General features: G+C 46.4%; 15 protein-coding genes. 10 read left to right on the top strand and 5 right to left on the bottom strand.

The genetic code is table 11. The features are described from left to right. The first annotated feature begins 451 nt into the window (after positions 1-451). Positions 452-2281, top strand: coding sequence for a translational GTPase TypA (typA, locus tag NB463_RS05505; RefSeq protein ID WP_046874152.1), 1830 nt, complete (start codon positions 452-454; stop codon positions 2279-2281). An 80-nt stretch (positions 2282-2361) separates the two neighbouring features. Then, positions 2362-2904 (top strand): AAA family ATPase, encoded by a 543-nt coding sequence (locus tag NB463_RS05510; protein ID WP_258430444.1) that lies wholly within the window; start codon positions 2362-2364, stop codon positions 2902-2904. Positions 2905-2935: 31 nt separating this feature from the next. Here NB463_RS05510 and NB463_RS05515 read toward each other — a convergent pair whose 3' ends face one another. After that, positions 2936-3577, bottom strand: coding sequence for a DUF2959 domain-containing protein (locus tag NB463_RS05515; RefSeq protein WP_031780441.1), 642 nt, complete (start codon positions 3575-3577; stop codon positions 2936-2938). A 34-nt stretch (positions 3578-3611) separates the two neighbouring features. Between NB463_RS05515 and NB463_RS05520 the strand changes: the two genes are divergently transcribed. The 3 genes from NB463_RS05520 to NB463_RS05530 all read left to right on the top strand — a co-directional run bounded on the left by NB463_RS05520 (position 3612) and on the right by NB463_RS05530 (position 5986). Next, the gene (locus tag NB463_RS05520) at positions 3612-4556 is read left to right on the top strand and encodes a virulence factor BrkB family protein (RefSeq protein WP_005379281.1); all 945 of its coding nucleotides are present in this window, start codon (positions 3612-3614) and stop codon (positions 4554-4556) included. After that, positions 4528-4962, top strand: a complete 435-nt coding sequence (gene dtd, locus NB463_RS05525) for a D-aminoacyl-tRNA deacylase (protein WP_258430440.1) — start codon at positions 4528-4530, stop codon at positions 4960-4962. Before NB463_RS05520 ends, dtd begins: the two co-directional genes overlap by 29 nt. 106 nt (positions 4963-5068) lie before the next feature. Next, positions 5069-5986, top strand: a complete 918-nt coding sequence (locus NB463_RS05530) for a bifunctional GNAT family N-acetyltransferase/hotdog fold thioesterase (RefSeq protein WP_005395003.1) — start codon at positions 5069-5071, stop codon at positions 5984-5986. Between the two features lie 13 nt (positions 5987-5999). Here the strand turns inward: NB463_RS05530 and NB463_RS05535 are convergent, their stop codons facing one another. The 4 genes from NB463_RS05535 to hslR form a co-directional block, all read right to left on the bottom strand. Continuing rightward, positions 6000-8093 carry an AsmA family protein gene (locus NB463_RS05535; protein ID WP_258430439.1) on the bottom strand — a complete coding sequence of 698 codons (2094 nt, stop codon included), beginning with the start codon at positions 8091-8093 and terminating at the stop codon, positions 6000-6002. A 192-nt stretch (positions 8094-8285) separates the two neighbouring features. Then, positions 8286-9914 (bottom strand): phosphoenolpyruvate carboxykinase (ATP), encoded by a 1629-nt coding sequence (pckA, locus tag NB463_RS05540; protein WP_005395000.1) that lies wholly within the window; start codon positions 9912-9914, stop codon positions 8286-8288. 337 nt (positions 9915-10251) lie between these two features. Next, entirely contained in the window at positions 10252-11127 is an 876-nt protein-coding gene (gene hslO / locus NB463_RS05545; protein ID WP_046874147.1) for an Hsp33 family molecular chaperone HslO, read from the bottom strand. A 31-nt stretch (positions 11128-11158) separates the two neighbouring features. Continuing rightward, positions 11159-11545: a ribosome-associated heat shock protein Hsp15 gene (gene hslR, locus NB463_RS05550; RefSeq protein ID WP_031780440.1), complete on the bottom strand. Its 387-nt coding sequence runs from the start codon at positions 11543-11545 to the stop codon at positions 11159-11161. A 253-nt stretch (positions 11546-11798) separates the two neighbouring features. Here hslR and gspC point away from each other — a divergent pair, with 253 nt between their 5' ends. Genes gspC through gspG form a run of 5 tightly spaced genes read left to right on the top strand, consistent with a single transcriptional unit; the run spans position 11799 to position 18005 of the window. Next, positions 11799-12722: a type II secretion system protein GspC gene (gene gspC, locus NB463_RS05555; protein ID WP_258430438.1), complete on the top strand. Its 924-nt coding sequence runs from the start codon at positions 11799-11801 to the stop codon at positions 12720-12722. Positions 12723-12758: 36 nt separating this feature from the next. Beyond that, positions 12759-14783 (top strand): type II secretion system secretin GspD, encoded by a 2025-nt coding sequence (gspD, locus tag NB463_RS05560; RefSeq protein WP_046874146.1) that lies wholly within the window; start codon positions 12759-12761, stop codon positions 14781-14783. Next, positions 14783-16285: a type II secretion system ATPase GspE gene (gspE, locus tag NB463_RS05565; RefSeq protein ID WP_258430437.1), complete on the top strand. Its 1503-nt coding sequence runs from the start codon at positions 14783-14785 to the stop codon at positions 16283-16285. Before gspD ends, gspE begins: the two co-directional genes overlap by 1 nt. Further along, positions 16285-17502 carry a type II secretion system inner membrane protein GspF gene (gene gspF, locus NB463_RS05570; protein ID WP_005394987.1) on the top strand — a complete coding sequence of 406 codons (1218 nt, stop codon included), beginning with the start codon at positions 16285-16287 and terminating at the stop codon, positions 17500-17502. Before gspE ends, gspF begins: the two co-directional genes overlap by 1 nt. A gap of 59 nt (positions 17503-17561) precedes the next feature. Next, entirely contained in the window at positions 17562-18005 is a 444-nt protein-coding gene (gene gspG / locus NB463_RS05575) for a type II secretion system major pseudopilin GspG (RefSeq protein ID WP_005394985.1), read from the top strand. Positions 18006-18028: the final 23 nt, after the last annotated feature.

An 18028-nucleotide genomic window follows, 5' to 3' on the forward strand; every position in this document is an offset into this window, starting at 1 on the left:
TTGACTTTTCATTAATCGATGCTGTTTTAACTAAAGCCAAAACCGTGCCAAAAAAAATATCCCATTAATTTCAAGCAATTGTGTTTTTTTGGCGCTAGCTTGGTGCAGATGATTGCACCAAAATGGTCTTTACTTGCACTATTATGGTGCGGAAAATCATTATTGCACCATAATGTGACAGGCGCATTGCTTATTCAGCCCAGTTTTTGAGCAAGAGTCAATTTGAATTATGCATCGATTGGAATAAAGTTGCGTTTAATCAATTCGTTCCGAGGAAGAAAATGGGCATTAAGCGTAAAAATCGCAGAAATGCTCGGGAGTAGATCACATATTTCTAGGCTTTTTGCTAAAATCTGGTACATTATGGCCGTTTTTTTAATCAGCAAATGTCGCCAGAGAGCACCCGTTCTCAGCGTGGGGGCATTTCATCTATCTAAGTGAATCAATATCCATGGCTACTCCACAGATTGATAAATTAAGAAATATCGCGATCATCGCGCACGTTGACCACGGTAAAACCACGTTGGTTGACAAGCTGCTACAACAATCAGGCACGCTTGAGTCTCGCGGTGAAGCTGAAGAGCGAGTCATGGACTCGAACGACATCGAGAAAGAGCGCGGTATTACCATTCTTGCTAAAAACACAGCAATCGACTGGAACGATTACCGTATCAACATCGTAGATACTCCGGGACACGCGGACTTCGGTGGCGAAGTTGAACGTATCATGTCGATGGTAGACTCTGTACTACTTATCGTTGACGCGGTTGATGGTCCAATGCCTCAAACGCGTTTCGTAACACAAAAAGCGTTTGCTCATGGTCTAAAACCAATCGTTGTTATCAACAAGATTGACCGCCCTGGCGCACGTCCTGATTGGGTTATGGACCAAGTGTTCGACCTATTCGACAACCTAGGTGCTTCTGACGAACAGTTAGATTTTAAAGTGGTTTACGCTTCTGCTCTTAACGGTTGGGCTTCTCTAGAAGAAGGCGAAACTGGCGAGAACATGGAACCGCTATTCGAAACTATCGTTGGCGAAGTAGCTGCACCAGAAGTTGACCTAGATGGTCCACTACAGATGCAAATCTCTCAGTTGGATTACAGCTCTTACGTTGGCGTTATCGGCGTTGGCCGTGTAACTCGTGGTAGCGTTAAGCCAAACCAGCAAGTAACGGTTGTTGGTGCAGACGGCAAAACTCGCAACGGTAAAGTGGGCACAGTAATGGGCTACCTAGGCCTAGAGCGTCACGAAGTTGAGCAAGCTAACGCGGGTGATATCATTGCAATCACTGGTCTTGGCGAGCTTAAAATCTCTGACACTATCTGTGCACAAAACGCAGTAGAAGCACTACCAGCACTGTCTGTTGATGAACCAACAGTAACCATGACGTTCCAAGTAAACACGTCTCCATTCGCTGGTAAAGAAGGTAAGTTCGTCACTTCACGTAACATCCTTGAGCGTCTAGAGAAGGAACTGGTACACAACGTTGCACTGCGCGTTGAACAAACAGACGATCCAGACAAATTCCGCGTATCAGGCCGTGGTGAGCTTCACCTGTCTATCCTGATCGAAAACATGCGTCGTGAAGGCTTCGAGCTTGCCGTATCTCGTCCAGAAGTAATCATCAAAGAAGAAGATGGTCAGCTAATGGAACCGTTTGAAACGGTAACTATCGACGTAATGGAAGAGCACCAAGGCGGTATCATGGAGAATATCGGCCTACGTAAAGGTGAGCTGAAAGATATGGCTCCAGACGGTAAAGGCCGTGTACGTATGGACTTCATCATGCCATCTCGTGGTCTGATCGGCTTCCAAACGGAATTCATGACACTGACTTCTGGTTCTGGTCTTCTATACCATACGTTTGACCACTACGGCCCACACAAAGGCGGTAACATCGGTCAGCGTATCAACGGTGTTCTGATTGCTAACGCTGCGGGTAAAGCGCTAACTAACGCACTGTTCAACCTTCAAGAACGTGGTCGTCTATTTATCGGTCACGGTGTGGAAGTTTACGAAGGCATGGTTATCGGTATTCACAGCCGCGACAACGACCTAACAGTAAACGCACTGAAAGGTAAGCAGCTAACCAACGTTCGTGCATCTGGTACAGATGACGCACAGGTTCTAACTCCGCCAATCATCATGACGCTAGAGCAAGCGCTTGAGTTCATCGATGACGACGAGCTAGTAGAAGTAACACCTGAAAGCATCCGTATCCGTAAGAAATTCCTAACGGAAAGCGATCGTAAACGTGCTTCTCGTGGCGCGAAATAACTTTCGTTAAGCGATTCAATTAAGAAGAAGCCCTGAGTTATGCTCAGGGTTTTTTGTATCTAGAGAATGAAAATATCAGCATGAAGCCAATCGTGATTACTGGTGGCCCTGGTGCGGGGAAAACCACCCTACTGAATGCATTAGAGCGGCAAGGGTATGCGACGTTTGTAGAGAGCTCTCGTACGCTAATTGAACAGCAAAACCAGTTAGACGACGGTATCTTGCCGTGGACGAACCTGCCTGAGTTTGCTCAATTGTGTCTCGACTTGATGAGCAAGCAAAAGAGTGATGCGCGTTGTCATGACGTTGCGTTTGTTGATCGCGCCATCCCAGACATCATTGCTTACTTACAAGTGGGCGGTTGTAAGGTTGACCAAGCTTTCTTAACCGAAAGTGCTGGGTACCATAGTCAGGTGTTTACTTGTCGACCTGAAGCATCCATTTACGTGCAAGATGAAGTGCGTCCACACAGCTTTGAAGAAGCATTGGAGATTCATCAATCCTTAGTGGATATCTATGCTGAGTTGGGTTACGAAGTGGTCGAAGTGCCGTGGGGCAGTGTGCTAGAACGAGTAAGCTTTGTTCGAAGAGTCATCGGTTTAGTTGGTGAGGTCGCAGACTAAAACCTCCTCGCTAGGAGGAGGTTTGAATCATTTACTTTTGATTGAGCTTTTGTAGGAATTTATCAGACTCTGCAATCGCTTCGTTCATCTGTTTGATGGCAAACTGAATGTCTTTCTCTAGACTAGAAAATTCACCTTGTAGAGAGCCAATCGCACTCGCGTTAAGGTTGTGTTTCAAGTACAACGTGTTGTCGCGCAGTGTATTTAGTACCGGCGTCATCTTTTTCTCTGCACGCTTCATTGCGCTAAGCATGGTTTTGTACGAGGCTTTGGTTTCACGTAGCTTTTGCTCGCTTGAACGGCGCAATTTCGCGCTCGAGTACAGCTCTAGTTCGTCTTGCCATTCATCGAACAGTGCGCCGGAAACGTCTTCAATCGCAGCAATGCGGTCACGAACGTCTTGCGCCGCTTTTTCGCTGTCTTCGTACTTGTCATTGATTTTGTTGTAGACACTTTCTAGCTCACCACCATCAAAATTAGTGATCGCAGATAAGGCTTCGAGCGCACTGGTGAATTCTTCTTGTGCATCTTGTTGAGATTCTTTGGCATCTTCAACGCGGTCGACCATAATATCTCGTTTATGGTACCCAACTTGCTCCATCGCTGAGTAATAAGCAGATTGACACCCTGTTAAAGTGAAAATTGATAGTACAATTGCTAATAAATAAGGCATTCTTATGTCCTCGACGCTAATTATGGGATGAACTATGAACCAGTTATCAGAGAGTTACAAGGCAAGATTAATCAATCTACTGCCAAGTTGCGTCGCGTTTTTTAAGTATCTTCTTAAGCGATTAACGCATGATCGCGTCAATGTGAACGCGGGCTATCTTGCCTACATTACCTTGTTATCCATCGTGCCAATGCTGACGGTATTGTTATCAATATTGTCGAAATTTCCCGTTTTTGCGAACGTCGGTGAGGTGTTGCAAGGCTACATTATTGAGAATTTTGTTCCGGCATCTGGGGAAGCTGTACATACGGCATTGCAGGAATTTGTGGCGAATACGGGCAAAATGAGCGCGGTTGGCGGTGGGTTTTTATTCATTGCTGCAGTCATGCTGATTTCGAACATTGATAAGAACTTAAACTACATTTGGCGAGTTAAAGATAAGCGCCGTTTAGTCTTTTCATTCTCTATGTATTGGATGGTACTCACGTTAGGGCCGATCATGGTCGGTGCGAGTATCGCGGCGACATCGTATGTGACCTCACTGCAAATTTTAGAGAACGAGACATTATCTGGTGCGTTCAATCTGTTTTTACGTTGGTTACCGCTGTTGTTGTCTTTTTTCGCTTTCCTTGGCTTATATATTCTGGTGCCGAATAAAAAAGTGCACCTGGCTCATGGCGCGATGGGGGCAGCAGTCGCTGCGATACTGTTCGAATTAAGTAAAAAGGGCTTTGCACTCTACATCACTCAGTTTCCGTCTTATCAGCTCATCTACGGTGCGTTAGCCGCGATTCCTATCTTATTTGTTTGGGTGTATTTATGCTGGATGATTGTGTTATTGGGGGCGGAAGTTACGGCTGCGCTTGGTGAGCGAGAGCACTGGAGTGAAGATTTAGACATGATACACTCGACCGCTGAATCTCAGTTAACAGATGAAGGAAGCGAGAGTAGTGATAGCGCTAATTCAACGAGTCAGTGAAGCTGCCGTCCGTGTGGATGGTGAAGTCGTAGGGGAAATTGATCGTGGTCTGCTGGTCTTATTAGGAGTAGAGAAAGACGACGATGAGGTCAAAGCAAAACGCTTGATGGAGCGTGTTACGACCTACCGCGTGTTCGAAGATGATGAAGGTAAGATGAACCTGAACGTCAAACAGGTAGAAGGCAAAGTGTTGGTGGTTTCTCAATTTACGTTACCTGCGGATACAAAAAAAGGCACTCGTGCTGGCTTTTCTCGCGGTGCGCATCCTGCTGATGCTGAGCGCTTGTATGATTACTTTTCTGATTTGTGTGAACAAGTTTTACCCACACAGCGTGGCCGCTTCGCTGCCGATATGAAAGTGTCCTTAGTGAATGACGGTCCGGTGACGTTTTGGTTGCAGGTCTAGTCTGGTAACACCAGTGCCATGGTCTAAGCTTTAACTCCAAGCTCATGGAATTGGCTTGGAGTGATTTTCCCGACATTTATTAGTGTTGTGCTTTCAAAGGATTGATATGTTCAAACTCATTACTCCCAAAACCGATAATCAGATAAACAAGTATTATCAGTTTCGCTGGCAACTGCTTCGTGAGCCATGGCGTATGCCAATTGGCTCTGAACGCGATGAATACGATGAAATGAGCCATCACCGTATGATTGTTGATGGCCGAGGTCGTCCTATGGCGATCGGTCGTTTATACATTACGCCGGATAATGATGGCCAAATCCGCTATATGGCGGTTAAAAATAATCGCCGCAGTAAAGGGATGGGCTCGCTGGTTCTGGTCGCGCTAGAGTCGTTAGCACGCCAAGAAGGGGCGAAGCGCTTGGTGTGTAATGCCCGTGAAGATGCCATCGCATTTTACGAGAAAAATGGCTTTGAGCGTCGTGGTGAACTGACCGACGAGCGCGGTCCTGTGCGTCACCAGCAAATGGTGAAACCATTGGATCCGATGGCGAATGTGTTGCGTCGCCCAGAATGGTGCACTGAACTTCAGCAGCGCTGGGAGCAACAGATCCCAATTAGCGACAAAATGGGGATAAAAATTAACCAGTACACGGGTTACCAGTTTGAATGCTGCGCGCAACTTAATCCAAACCTTAATCCGCATAACACCATGTTTGCGGGGTCGGCTTTTACTTTAGCTACCTTGACGGGGTGGGGTATGACGTGGCTGCTGCTTAAAGAGCGCGGTTTGCATGGTGATATTGTATTGGCCGACAGCTCGATTCGTTATCGTCAACCAGTCGAACAAAACCCCGTGGCGAGTACTTCGTTGGATGGGATCAGTGGTGACCTAGATCGATTGGAGTCAGGGCGCAAAGCACGCATCGTCATTCACGTGGTGATTTATAGTGGCGACACGCCAGCCGTAGATTTTGTTGGTACCTATATGCTGATACCGAACTATTCGCAATTACTCAGCTGTTAATTGAGAGGGCGCCTTACTGATCTGTAGGGCGCTTATTCTTTTCGCTTTCTCGCTCTGTCGGTGGGAGGATTTGTTCCTCTGTGGTGGGAGCAGTGACAGATGCTTCGTCTTCTTCGACAATTTCTTCGGAAAATTCTTCCTCTTGAATCTCCACATTGATGTTATCAATCGCAGTTGGCAGCTCCATGGCTGATTCACTTGTTTGTGGAGTGCTTTCAACATCAGCCGGTGCTTTTGGTGCTGGTGCTTTTAAACATTCATTATGATGGATTTCGCCACTGAGTAGATCGCCTTCAACGCTCCCGCACGACTCTTTCCATTGATAAACAATGCCATTTAGTGGGTTGTTGGCCATATCAAACTCGCCCCAAACCCTACCACTCATAGCTTTCCCTGAAATGATGACTGGTTCTATGGCGACCTTCCCTCGTTGCGCGCTTAAACTCAGCGGACTTAAGGTAATGGCTTTGAGCGAATGATTCGCTTGGGATTTAAAACGGGTATCTCGTAGGTTGGCTTCTACTTCGCCAGATAAGCTGTAGGCCAGCATGTTGCGATCACCTGATAATCCTTGTAGATCGAGGCTGAGATCGGAAAAACCATCAATAGCCAGTGTGTCGGGTAAATAATCGTGGAAGAGTGATAAGGGAATGCCATCGGCATTGAGGTTGAGTGCCCAAGGCTGGCTCGGAGTACTTAGGTCTATCTGTCCGATGCCTTCTACGTAGCCTTGCTCGAGTGGTGCAAAAAGGCGTGTCAGTTTCCAAAAGCCATTCTCACTTTGCATGGCAAGTGCAGCATGAGACGTGAGCACTTGGTTATAACTGGCGTTGACAACGCTAGCTTCCAGATCGCCATGCCAAAGGCCCCAACGTTGATTGACCTGTTTAAGATCAAGCTGCTGCCCTTCGATGTTTAAACCGGAGAACTGCCAATAAGGTTCGTGAGATAGCTGAATGATTTGGCTGCGCTCGATGTCGAGTCGTTGGATTGTGACATGATCTAACTTACTGATGGCGGCGTGCCACCAGTTTTGGTTATCTTCAGGTTGTATTGCCCACTTGAGGCCTTGAATGGAGGCTTCTTCGAGTTGCCATTGCGTTGGAGTGAACACCCCAGAGACCTGCACTCGACCTTGCTGCCAATCTAAGCTGAGCTCGTTGAGTTGGATTTTTTCAGGCTCTATAACAGCACTTAAACGTGGCTCTATTGCGGTTTGCTGTTGGAATCGGACGCTATCCGCCTGCAATGAAACTTGAGCCGTTGTCTCCCAGAGAGAAAGTGGCAGTGTGGCGTTTTCTACGGAGAGCTCTAAGTTTTGCCAGTGCCAATCGCCCCATTCAATATCGGCGTTCAGTAAGTCTAAGCTATTAATGTGATTAATCTTGAATGGTATTGCTTGCCAAGGCTTAGCAAGCAGTGATTGGAGCTGGATATGATTGAGTTGCAACTTATTGATGGTCACATTCACTAAAGACCAGCCTTGTGGATACTGCTCGCCTTGCCCTGAAATTTGACTGTTACGCCAGTTAAATGAAGTGCCATAGAGCGTACTGTCTTGCGGTTTGTAGTCCATGTCGACCAAGACCTGATTAAAGGCTTCGCCATTCCAATAGATCTGGTCGGCTGCAAGTTGAACCTCGCCATATGGTATTAACTGGCCATTCCACTGTGGTGATTGAATTTGAAGGTCAATGCCATTACCAGAAAACTGCTCGTCGGCGTAATCAATATTTTTGAGCGCGATTTGATGGAACAAAACGTTATCTAAAGGCGGGAGCTTTGGCGCGCCATACTGCAAATTAAGTCCATCAATCAATAAGCTATCAACGATCCATTTACCATCGCGATAAACATCGGGATTCATCCATAAATCGACTTGCTCGATATAAGAAGCGTCGTCTACGTTTGTGTTCACACCCTGTAAAGTTAGGTGGTAGGGAAAATCGTAACGCACGCTTTCTGCTTGAAAGGGCAAGGAAATGCTGTTTGATAGCAGACGCCAAGTTGCATCGGCGTAAGATGTTGTTAACAGCGCAATCATAGTGGCCGGAATGGCAACTAAGATAACCAGTAACAGAATTAGAACTCGACGCGCTGTTTTCATTCCTGCTAGAACCTACGTTTGCAATTAAATAAAACTAGATAGGCTTTAGCTTGTATCAATATTCTGCGGTATTCAATAAAAAGCCCCTCAAAAGAGGGGCTTGAAGCGGTTTTTTGTAACTTGGTCTACGTAAAAGTGATAAGTGGCTGCCCACTTATCACTGTGGTTTACGCGACGTCGTTGTTACTCGACTCAATCAATCTGAGGGCCAGCGGCAACCAGAGATTTACCTTCCGCATTGTCCGTGTATTTATCAAAGTTATTGATAAAGCGTTCAGCCAAGTCTTTCGCTTTGCTTTCCCACTGAAGTGGATCAACGTACGTGTCACGAGGGTCTAGAATGCTTGGATCCACACCTGGTAGTGAAGTCGGTACTTCAAGGTTGAAGATAGGAATGTGCTTAGTTGGTGCATCTTCAATCGAACCATCAAGAATCGCATCAATAATTCCGCGCGTATCTTGAATCGAGATACGTTTGCCAGTGCCGTTCCAACCTGTGTTCACTAGGTAAGCCTCAGCGCCTGCTGCTTCCATACGTTTAACCAGTACTTCTGCGTATTTAGTTGGGTGAAGCGTTAGAAACGCTGCGCCAAAACATGCAGAGAAGGTTGGTGTAGGCTCAGTAATACCACGCTCTGTTCCTGCCAGTTTTGCAGTAAAGCCAGATAGGAAGTGGTACTTAGTTTGCTCAGGTGTCAATTTAGACACTGGAGGTAGCACACCAAATGCGTCCGCCGATAGGAAGATCACTTTATTCGCGTGACCGCCTTTTGATACTGGCTTAACGATGTTGTCGATATGGTAGATAGGGTAAGAAACACGTGTGTTTTCTGTTTTCGAGCCATCATCAAAGTCGATAGAGCCATCGCTACGTACCGTTACGTTTTCTAGCAGTGCATCACGGCGAATTGCGTTGTAGATGTCTGGCTCCGCTTCTTTCGATAGCTTGATGGTTTTCGCGTAACAACCACCTTCGAAGTTGAAGACGCCGTCATCATCCCAACCGTGCTCATCATCACCAATTAGCGCACGTTTAGGGTCAGTTGATAGTGTGGTTTTACCGGTACCAGAGAGACCAAAGAATACCGCTACGTCGCCATCTTTGCCCATGTTAGCGCTACAGTGCATTGATGCGATGTCTTTTAGAGGAAGGAAGTAGTTCATCATCGCGAACATGCCTTTCTTCATCTCACCGCCGTACCAAGTACCACCGATAAGTTGCATGCGCTCGGTTAGGTTAAATACGGTGAAGTTTTCTGAGTTCAGACCTTGCTCTTCCCATTTTGGGTTAGTGCATTTTGCGCCATTCATTACCACGAAGTCTGGTTCAAATGTTGCCAATTCTTCTTCCGTTGGGCGGATAAACATGTTTTTAACGAAGTGCGCTTGCCATGCGACTTCCGTGATAACACGAATGCTCAAACGCGTATCTGGGTTTGCACCACAGTAACCGTCAACAACAAACAAACGTTTGTTAGAAAGCTGGTTTGTGACCAGTTCTTTCAGCTCGTCCCACACTTCTGGAGTGATTGGTTTGTTGTCATTTTTTACTTGATCAGACGTCCACCACATATGCTCTTCTGTCGTAGCGTCTTTGACGATGTATTTATCTTTTGGTGAGCGACCAGTAAAGATGCCAGTGTCAACGGCAACCGCACCTAGTTCAGTAACCACGCCACGCTCATAACCAGTTAGGTCTTCACGCGTTTCTTCCTCAAACAACATTTCGTAGCTAGGGTTGCGAATAACCTCTTTAACGTTATGCAGTCCGTGCTTGGTTAGATCAAGTGTTGCAGCCTTAGTATGTTCCATAACGGTCATAGGTGCTCCTTATAAGGATTTTTGTAGGGATTTTGTAAGAATGTTTTAATTTTAATCTGCTCACCATGCTAGCAACGGGGCGGGGAGAAAACAGGGAGATAGCTCAAAATTTATCCATGATTTCAATAAGGTTTTAGGTAACCCGTCACATATTGGTGGGAATAGTTTATCGTGCACGCAATCCTTTGCGCTAGGGCAAAATCATTATTAATTGTTTAAAATTAAGCAGTTGTTTTATTACGCTTGAAGCGAGGTATTACGAGGGGTAGATCACAAAAATGCCAGCATTAAGCTGGCATTTTGTAGGGTAAATTACGTGCTTGATAAGCTATGTAAATTAATGAAGGGTTTTCTTGTCCGCAGAAGCTTGTGCATATAGCTCGGTGACTTCTGCTTCGTCGAACGTATAGGTCGTGCCACAGTAATCACAATGTAAAGAAACGGATCCTACTTCAGCCAAAATGTCATAAATTTCAGCTTTCTCAACGGTGATGATAGCGGCACCACTACGATCACGAGAACAGCCACAATGGAATTCGACAGGTTGCGGTTCGTAAAGGCGCACTTTGTCTTGGTTATATAGGCGGTATAGTAGTTCGTTAGCTTCTAGACCAAATAGCTCTTCATCTTTTACCGTGTCAGTCAGTTGCTCTAGATGCTCGAAATCATCTGGTGAACCAGTGCCATCAGGGATTACTTGAATCAACATACCTGCTGCGTGGGCTTTACCTTCATGCTCGCCCGTGCGGATCCATAGGCGCGTTTTTAGCTGCTCTGAGTTTGCGAAGTAGCCTTCTAGTACGTCGGCTAGAGTATCACCTTCTAATCCAACAACACCTTGGTAACGCTCACCGTTTTTCGGTTCGATAGTGATAACGAGGTAACCTTTACCCATGAGATCGTGGAGGCTTGCATCATCGGCAATATCGCCTTCCCAGCGAGCCACGCCACGAACGCGTTGCTTGTGGTCACCGTTGATAACGGCAAGAGATACAGGGCCGTCGCCTTGTAGCTGAATGGTGATTGAGCCTTCGAACTTAAGAGTGGCAGTTAAAAGAGTGGTTGAAACGAGTAGCTCACCCAGCAGTTTCTCTATTGCTGCCGGATATTCCTTGCTGGAGATAACACGTTGGTACGCTTCATCCAATTGTACCAACTCGCCACGTACTGAAAGATCTTCGAATAGGTAGCGGTTTAAAACATTATTTGCCATGGAGTGCTTTCCTCGTTGGTAATTCCGGCTTTTATTGGTGTTTGAACTTAATGATGTCTCTGCGCTGCTTTTTATCTGGGCGGCGTTCTGGACTTGGGTTGTGGGCATTAAGCTTACGTTGAGTCGCGTGTTCCTCACGTTTCGCTATACTTTCATTAGTTTCGCGATACAAGGTCTGTGCGATGGGAGCGCCTCGGCGTTGATCAGAAATTTTTTCGATGATCACCGTTTTTTCTTCGTTGCCTTGACGAAGTCTTACTTCGGCGCCCACTTCAACGATTTTACTCGGTTTGCTTCGTTGGCCATTATAGTGGACTTTACCACCATCGACCATGTTACGAGCGATAGAGCGGGTTTTATAAAATCTTGCGGCCCATAGCCATTTATCTAGCCTAACGGCTTCATTTAGGGAACTCATAGAACACTACGCTATCTAATCACTGCCCGAATATGGCAATGAGTGATGGATTATTCACCTACAGATGGAGTCAAGGCGTATTTTTTTCAAGGGAGTTGGCAAAAACTGCATAAGAAAAAGGTATGAAAGACAACTTGTGATATAGTTCACTGCTCTTTGTTGAGTAATAATTTTATTGCAAATTTAGCAATTTAAAGTCGATAGCTATTGTTATAGCTTAAATGACGAACGTTAGAATAAAGGAATCCATTCAGTGAAACGTTTAGAGCTAAGTGCAGGATTATCAAGCAGACCGCTACTGGCTCAGATCAAGTCCAATAATTATACAATTCAAGCCAAACTTAGCTTGTTGCTCACCTGTCTGTTTATTGCGATAACCGGATGGATACTTGGCAAAATTGTATGGTTAGCTATACCTCAATCGTCGGAAGTGCCGCAATGGCGTCCATCGACGAGCAGCGTTGTTGCGAGCAATAAAGGCGACGCGATAGATTTTAATGCCCTTCAGAATGCCAACCTATTCGGTAAATTCACTGAACAAAAGCCTGTAGTTGTAGAACAACCTGTTGTTAAAGACGCTCCTAAGACGCGCCTTAACCTTACACTGGTTGGCGCGGTTGCAAGCAGTGATGCGAATACCAGCCTTGCTGTCATTGCCAACCGTGGCAAGCAAGCAACGTATGGTTTAGGTGAAGAAATTGAAGGTACGCGTGCGACACTAAAAGCCGTATTAGTGGATCGAGTCATCATTGATAACCAAGGTCGAGACGAGACCTTAATGATGCAGGGTATAGAATATAAGAAGCTATCTGAATCGCCGCAGATAGCCAGAGCCCAATCTCAACGAGCAGAATCAACGTCTGACGTTGGAGAAAAATTAGAGCAAATCCGAGAGGAAATTGCGAAAGATCCACAAAGCGTTTTCAAATACATCACCATTTCACCCGTCAAAAGAGACGGAGGCATTGTTGGTTACCGAGTGTCACCGGGTCGTGATGCCGCGCTGTTTAATGATGTAGGTCTAGAGCCTGGTGATATTGCGGTGCAGCTTAATGGGATCGATTTAAGTGACCCGTCTTCTTCAGTACAACTGATGCAAGTGATGAGCGATCCGCAAGAATTAAATTTAACTGTTGAGCGCGACGGCCAACAGTACGATATCTATATCCAATTGTAAGACTTAGGCAACCGGCGTAAGTTCAGGGAGACATACGTGAAACATTGGTTCAGCAAAAGTGCTTGGCTACTAGCAGGAAGTTTACTCTGCGTCCCAGGTGCAATAGCAAACGAATTTAGTGCCAGCTTTAAAGGCACTGATATTCAAGAATTCATCAACATAGTGGGTCGTAATCTCGAAAAGACCATCATTGTTGACCCTTCAGTGCGCGGTAAAATCGATGTCCGCAGCTATGACGTGCTTAACGAAGAGCAATACTATAGCTTTTTCCTTAACGTACTCGAAGTATACGGCTACGCCGTCGTAGAAATGGACAACGGTGTACTTAAGGTTATCAAAGCGAAAGACTCAAAAACGTCAGCAATCCCTGTATTAGGTGATGGCAGCGCGCAAGGCGACAGCGTTATCACTCGAGTTGTTGCGGTGCGTAATGTGTCGGTTCGTGAGTTGTCTCCTCTACTTCGTCAACTGATTGATAATGCTGGTGCTGGTAACGTAGTTCACTACGATCCAGCGAACATCATCTTAATCACAGGTCGTGCGGCGGTCGTAAATCGCTTAGCAGAAATCATTAAGCGTGTTGACCAAGCGGGTGATAAAGAAATTGAACTGGTGGAACTGCGCAATGCTTCTGCTGCCGAAATGGTGCGTATTGTTGAAGCACTGAATAAAAGCACCAATCAGAAGAGCACGCCTGAGTTCCTTGAGCCTAAAATTGTTGCCGATGAACGTACCAACGCGATTTTGATTTCTGGCGATCCTAAAGTACGTGCGCGTCTGAAGCGATTGATTCGTCAACTTGACGTTGAAATGGCGACCAAAGGTAACAACCGCGTGGTTTACCTGAAGAACGCGAAAGCTGAAGATTTGGTGGATGTATTAAAAGGTGTCTCCGATAACCTACAAGCTGAAAAGCAAGTCGGCCAGAAAGCGTCAGGTGCCCAGCGTGGTGAAGTGGTGATTGCTGCGCACGCAGCGACCAACGCCTTAGTATTAACGGCTCCACCAGATATCATGAATGCGCTACAAGATGTTATTGCTCAGCTTGATATTCGTCGTGCTCAAGTCTTGATTGAGGCGCTGATCGTTGAAATGTCAGAAGGTGACGGCATTAACTTAGGTGTTCAGTGGGGCTCACTGGAAACCGGTGCGGTGATTCAGTACGGTAACTCTGGTGCACCGATTGGTCAGGTAATGGTTGGTCTAGAAGAAGCAAAAGACACGGTAGAGAAAAAACCGATCCGAGACTCAGAGACAGGTGCTATCAAGTACTACGAAGAAACCACGACAAAAGGTGATTACTCGACGTTAGCATCGGCACTGAGCGGTGTTAACGGTGCTGCGATGAGCATCGTGATGGGTGACTGGACTGCTTTGGTCAGCGCAGTAGCGACCGACTCCAACTCAAACATTCTATCTTCTCCAAGTATCACTGTAATGGATAATGGTGAAGCATCATTTATTGTTGGTGAAGAAGTGCCTGTTATCACAGGCTCTACGGCTGGCTCAAACAACGACAATCCATTCCAAACGGTTGATCGTAAAGAAGTGGGCATCAAGCTTAAGGTTGTGCCACAAATTAACGAAGGTGACTCTGTTCAGTTAAATATCGAGCAAGAAGTGTCCAATGTGTTGGGTGCAAACGGTGCGGTTGACGTTCGATTTGCTAAGCGTCAGCTAAATACCTCAGTCATGATCCAAGATGGTCAGATGCTGGTTCTTGGTGGCTTGGTTGATGAACGTGCACTCGAAAGTGAGTCAAAAGTACCGCTACTGGGTGACATCCCAGTGCTTGGTCATCTGTTCAAATCAACCAGTACGCAAACAGAAAAGCGTAACTTGATGGTGTTCATCAAGCCGACGATTATTCGTGATGGTATGACCGCAGACGGCATTACACAGCGCAAATACAACTTTATTCGCGCAGAGCAGCTCTACAAAGCGGATCAAGGATTGAAGTTGATGGCTGACGAGAAGATCCCTGTCATGCCTGCCTTTGGCCAGGAGCGTCAGCACCCTACCGAGATCCAAGCGTTTATTGATCAAATGGAAAATAACTAATGGTTGATATGTTAGACACAGCGCCAAGTATGCGTCGTCTGCCATTCAGTTTTGCCAATCGCTTTAAACTGGTGCTGGAGACAGAGCATCCTGAGCGTCCGCCCATTCTTTACTATGTCGAGCCGCTCAACCCAGCGGCTCTGGTCGAAGTCCGTCGTGTGCTGAAGAAAAGCTTCGTGCCGCAACCTATCAATAAAGAAGCCTTCGATAAAAAGTTAACCGAAGCTTATCAGCGTGACTCGTCTGAAGCGCGTCAATTGATGGAAGACATCGGTGCCGATAGCGACGACTTTTTCTCATTGGCTGAAGAGCTGCCGCATGATGAAGACTTGCTAGAGTCAGAAGACGATGCACCAATCATTAAGTTGATCAATGCGATGTTGGGTGAAGCAATTAAAGAAGGGGCGTCGGATATTCATATCGAAACTTTCGAGAAAACCCTTTCGATTCGTTTCCGTGTCGATGGCGTATTGCGTGAAGTGCTCACACCAAGTCGTAAGCTTGCACCACTGTTAGTGTCGCGAGTGAAGGTCATGGCGAAGCTGGATATTGCAGAAAAGCGTGTACCTCAAGATGGTCGTATCTCACTGCGTATTGGTGGTCGTGCGGTTGATGTGCGTGTTTCTACAATGCCGTCGTCACATGGCGAGCGAGTAGTTATGCGTCTGTTGGATAAAAACGCGACGCGTCTCGATTTGCATAGCTTAGGTATGACGCCGTCCGTACACGACAATTTCCGTCATCTTATTCAGCGTCCTCACGGTATCATCTTGGTCACCGGCCCGACAGGTTCTGGTAAGTCGACGACTTTGTACGCTGGCTTGCAAGAGATCAACAGTAACGAACGCAATATCTTAACGGTTGAAGACCCGATCGAATTTGACATTGATGGCATCGGTCAGACTCAGGTGAACCCGAAGGTCGACATGACTTTTGCGCGTGGCTTGCGTGCCATTCTGCGTCAGGACCCTGACGTGGTGATGGTCGGTGAGATCCGTGACTTAGAAACCGCACAAATTGCAGTGCAAGCGTCCTTAACGGGTCACTTAGTAATGTCGACCCTTCACACCAACACCGCTGTTGGTGCGATCACGCGTCTACGCGATATGGGCATTGAGCCATTCCTTATTTCTTCATCGTTATTAGGTGTGTTAGCACAGCGCTTGGTTCGTACGCTTTGCCCGAGTTGCAAAGAACCGTATGAAGCCGATGCTGAACAGAAGAAACTGTTTGGTATGGAAGCACATGAACCACTAGAGCTACACCGTGCTAAGGGCTGCGAAGCGTGTAACCAAAAAGGCTACCGAGGTCGAACAGGTATCCACGAGCTCATTATGGTCGATGAGCAAGTGCAAGAATTGATTCACCGAGAGTCTGGTGAGCAAGAAATTGAGAGAGCCGTTCGCGCCCATACGCCAAGTATTCGCAGTGATGGTCTAAGCAAAGTACGTCGTGGTATTACGTCACTTGAAGAAGTGATGCGAGTGACGAAGGAAACCTAATGGCGGCATTTGAGTACAAAGCGCTAGATGCAAAAGGCAAGCATAAAAAAGGCACGATAGAAGGGGACAACGCCCGACAAGTGCGCCAGCGACTCAAAGAGCAAGGGATGATCCCGATTGAAGTGGTTGAGACGAAAGCTAAATCGGCTAAGTCTTCAGGCTCAGTCAGCTTTAAGCGCGGCATCTCAACATCTGAGCTGGCACTAATCACACGTCAATTGTCCACGTTAGTCCAATCAGGTATGCCTCTGGAAGAATGTTTGCGCGCGGTCTCTGAGCAGGCTGAAAAGCCGAGAATTCGTTCTATGCTGGCTGCGGTTCGCTCGAAAGTAACCGAGGGTTATCCGCTCGCCGACAGTTTTGCTGATTACCCACACGTGTTTGATGAGCTCTATCGCTCCATGGTTGCGGCGGGTGAAAAGTCAGGCCATCTTGATACGGTATTAGAGCGTTTGGCGGACTACGTCGAAAACCGTCAGAAGATGCGTTCCAAACTGCTTCAAGCCATGATTTACCCGGTGGTTTTAGTGGTGTTTGCGGTTGTTATTGTTTCTTTCTTATTAGCGACAGTGGTACCCAAAATCATTGAGCCAATCATTCAGATGGGACAAGAGTTACCTCAGTCAACACAGTTCTTACTGGCAGCCAGTGAGTTTGTGCAAGATTGGGGGCTTATCATCTTCGTCGTGCTGGTGGTGTTTTTCTATGGGCTCAAACTGGCGTTGCAAAAACCAGACTTTCGCTTAGCTTGGGATAGAAAAATCTTGAGTCTACCGCTATTGGGCAAAATCTCTCGAGGTTTGAATACCGCACGATTCGCACGAACACTTTCGATTTGTACTTCCAGTGCGATTCCAATTCTAGAAGGCATGCGTGTCGCGGTGGATGTTATGTCTAATCGCTATGTGAAGCAGCAAGTGTTACTTGCTGCAGATAACGTTCGAGAAGGTGCCAGCCTGCGTAAGGCGTTAGATCAAACTCGTCTGTTTCCACCAATGATGCTACACATGATCGCCAGTGGTGAGCAAAGTGGTGAATTGGAGAGCATGTTGACGCGTGCTGCCGATAACCAAGATCAAAACTTTGAATCTACAGTCAATATTGCGTTAGGCGTATTCACTCCGGCATTAATTGCCTTAATGGCTGGATTAGTGTTGTTCATTGTGATGGCGACCTTGATGCCAATGCTAGAAATGAATAACTTGATGAGCGGATAAATTCGAATTAAGACGTGTCTACTTACGGCATGGCTTGAATCTAACTTTCGGAGAAAAAAATGAAATTTAAACGTAGTAAACAACACGGTTTCACACTTTTAGAAGTGATGGTTGTTGTCGTTATCCTTGGTATTTTGGCAAGTTTCGTTGTTCCAAACCTATTGGGTAACAAAGAGAAGGCTGACCAACAAAAAGCGATTACGGACATCGTAGCGCTGGAAAATGCCCTAGATATGTACAAGTTGGATAACAGCGTTTACCCAACGACAGACCAAGGCCTGGAAGCATTAGTTAGCAAGCCTTCTAACCCAGAGCCTCGCAACTACCGTGATGGCGGTTACATCAAACGTCTTCCTAATGACCCTTGGGGTAACCAGTACCAGTACCTAAGCCCAGGCGATAACGGTACGATTGACATCTTCACTCTAGGCGCAGATGGCCAAGAGGGTGGAGAAGGTCCAGCTGCAGATATTGGCAACTGGAACATGCAAGATTTCCAATAAATAGAGCCTAAGCCAGCACTAAT

The organism is Vibrio sp. RM-41-2B (genome assembly GCF_024744415.1).
In the GTDB taxonomy this organism is placed as follows: Bacteria; Pseudomonadota; Gammaproteobacteria; order Enterobacterales; family Vibrionaceae; genus Vibrio; species Vibrio diabolicus.

What these genes read in the sequence shown, in the direction of transcription:
- NB463_RS05530 (WP_005395003.1), top strand. Translation starts at nt 5,069, where the DNA reads ATGTTCAAACTCATTACTCCCAAAACCGATAATCAGATAAACAAGTAT.
- pckA (WP_005395000.1), bottom strand. Translation starts at nt 9,914, where the DNA reads ATGACCGTTATGGAACATACTAAGGCTGCAACACTTGATCTAACCAAG.
- hslR (WP_031780440.1), bottom strand. Translation starts at nt 11,545, where the DNA reads ATGAGTTCCCTAAATGAAGCCGTTAGGCTAGATAAATGGCTATGGGCC.
- gspE (WP_258430437.1), top strand. Translation starts at nt 14,783, where the DNA reads ATGGTTGATATGTTAGACACAGCGCCAAGTATGCGTCGTCTGCCATTC.
- NB463_RS05510 (WP_258430444.1), top strand. Translation starts at nt 2,362, where the DNA reads ATGAAGCCAATCGTGATTACTGGTGGCCCTGGTGCGGGGAAAACCACC.
- NB463_RS05535 (WP_258430439.1), bottom strand. Translation starts at nt 8,093, where the DNA reads ATGAAAACAGCGCGTCGAGTTCTAATTCTGTTACTGGTTATCTTAGTT.
- hslO (WP_046874147.1), bottom strand. Translation starts at nt 11,127, where the DNA reads ATGGCAAATAATGTTTTAAACCGCTACCTATTCGAAGATCTTTCAGTA.
- gspF (WP_005394987.1), top strand. Translation starts at nt 16,285, where the DNA reads ATGGCGGCATTTGAGTACAAAGCGCTAGATGCAAAAGGCAAGCATAAA.
- NB463_RS05515 (WP_031780441.1), bottom strand. Translation starts at nt 3,577, where the DNA reads ATGCCTTATTTATTAGCAATTGTACTATCAATTTTCACTTTAACAGGG.
- NB463_RS05520 (WP_005379281.1), top strand. Translation starts at nt 3,612, where the DNA reads ATGAACCAGTTATCAGAGAGTTACAAGGCAAGATTAATCAATCTACTG.
- typA (WP_046874152.1), top strand. Translation starts at nt 452, where the DNA reads ATGGCTACTCCACAGATTGATAAATTAAGAAATATCGCGATCATCGCG.
- gspG (WP_005394985.1), top strand. Translation starts at nt 17,562, where the DNA reads ATGAAATTTAAACGTAGTAAACAACACGGTTTCACACTTTTAGAAGTG.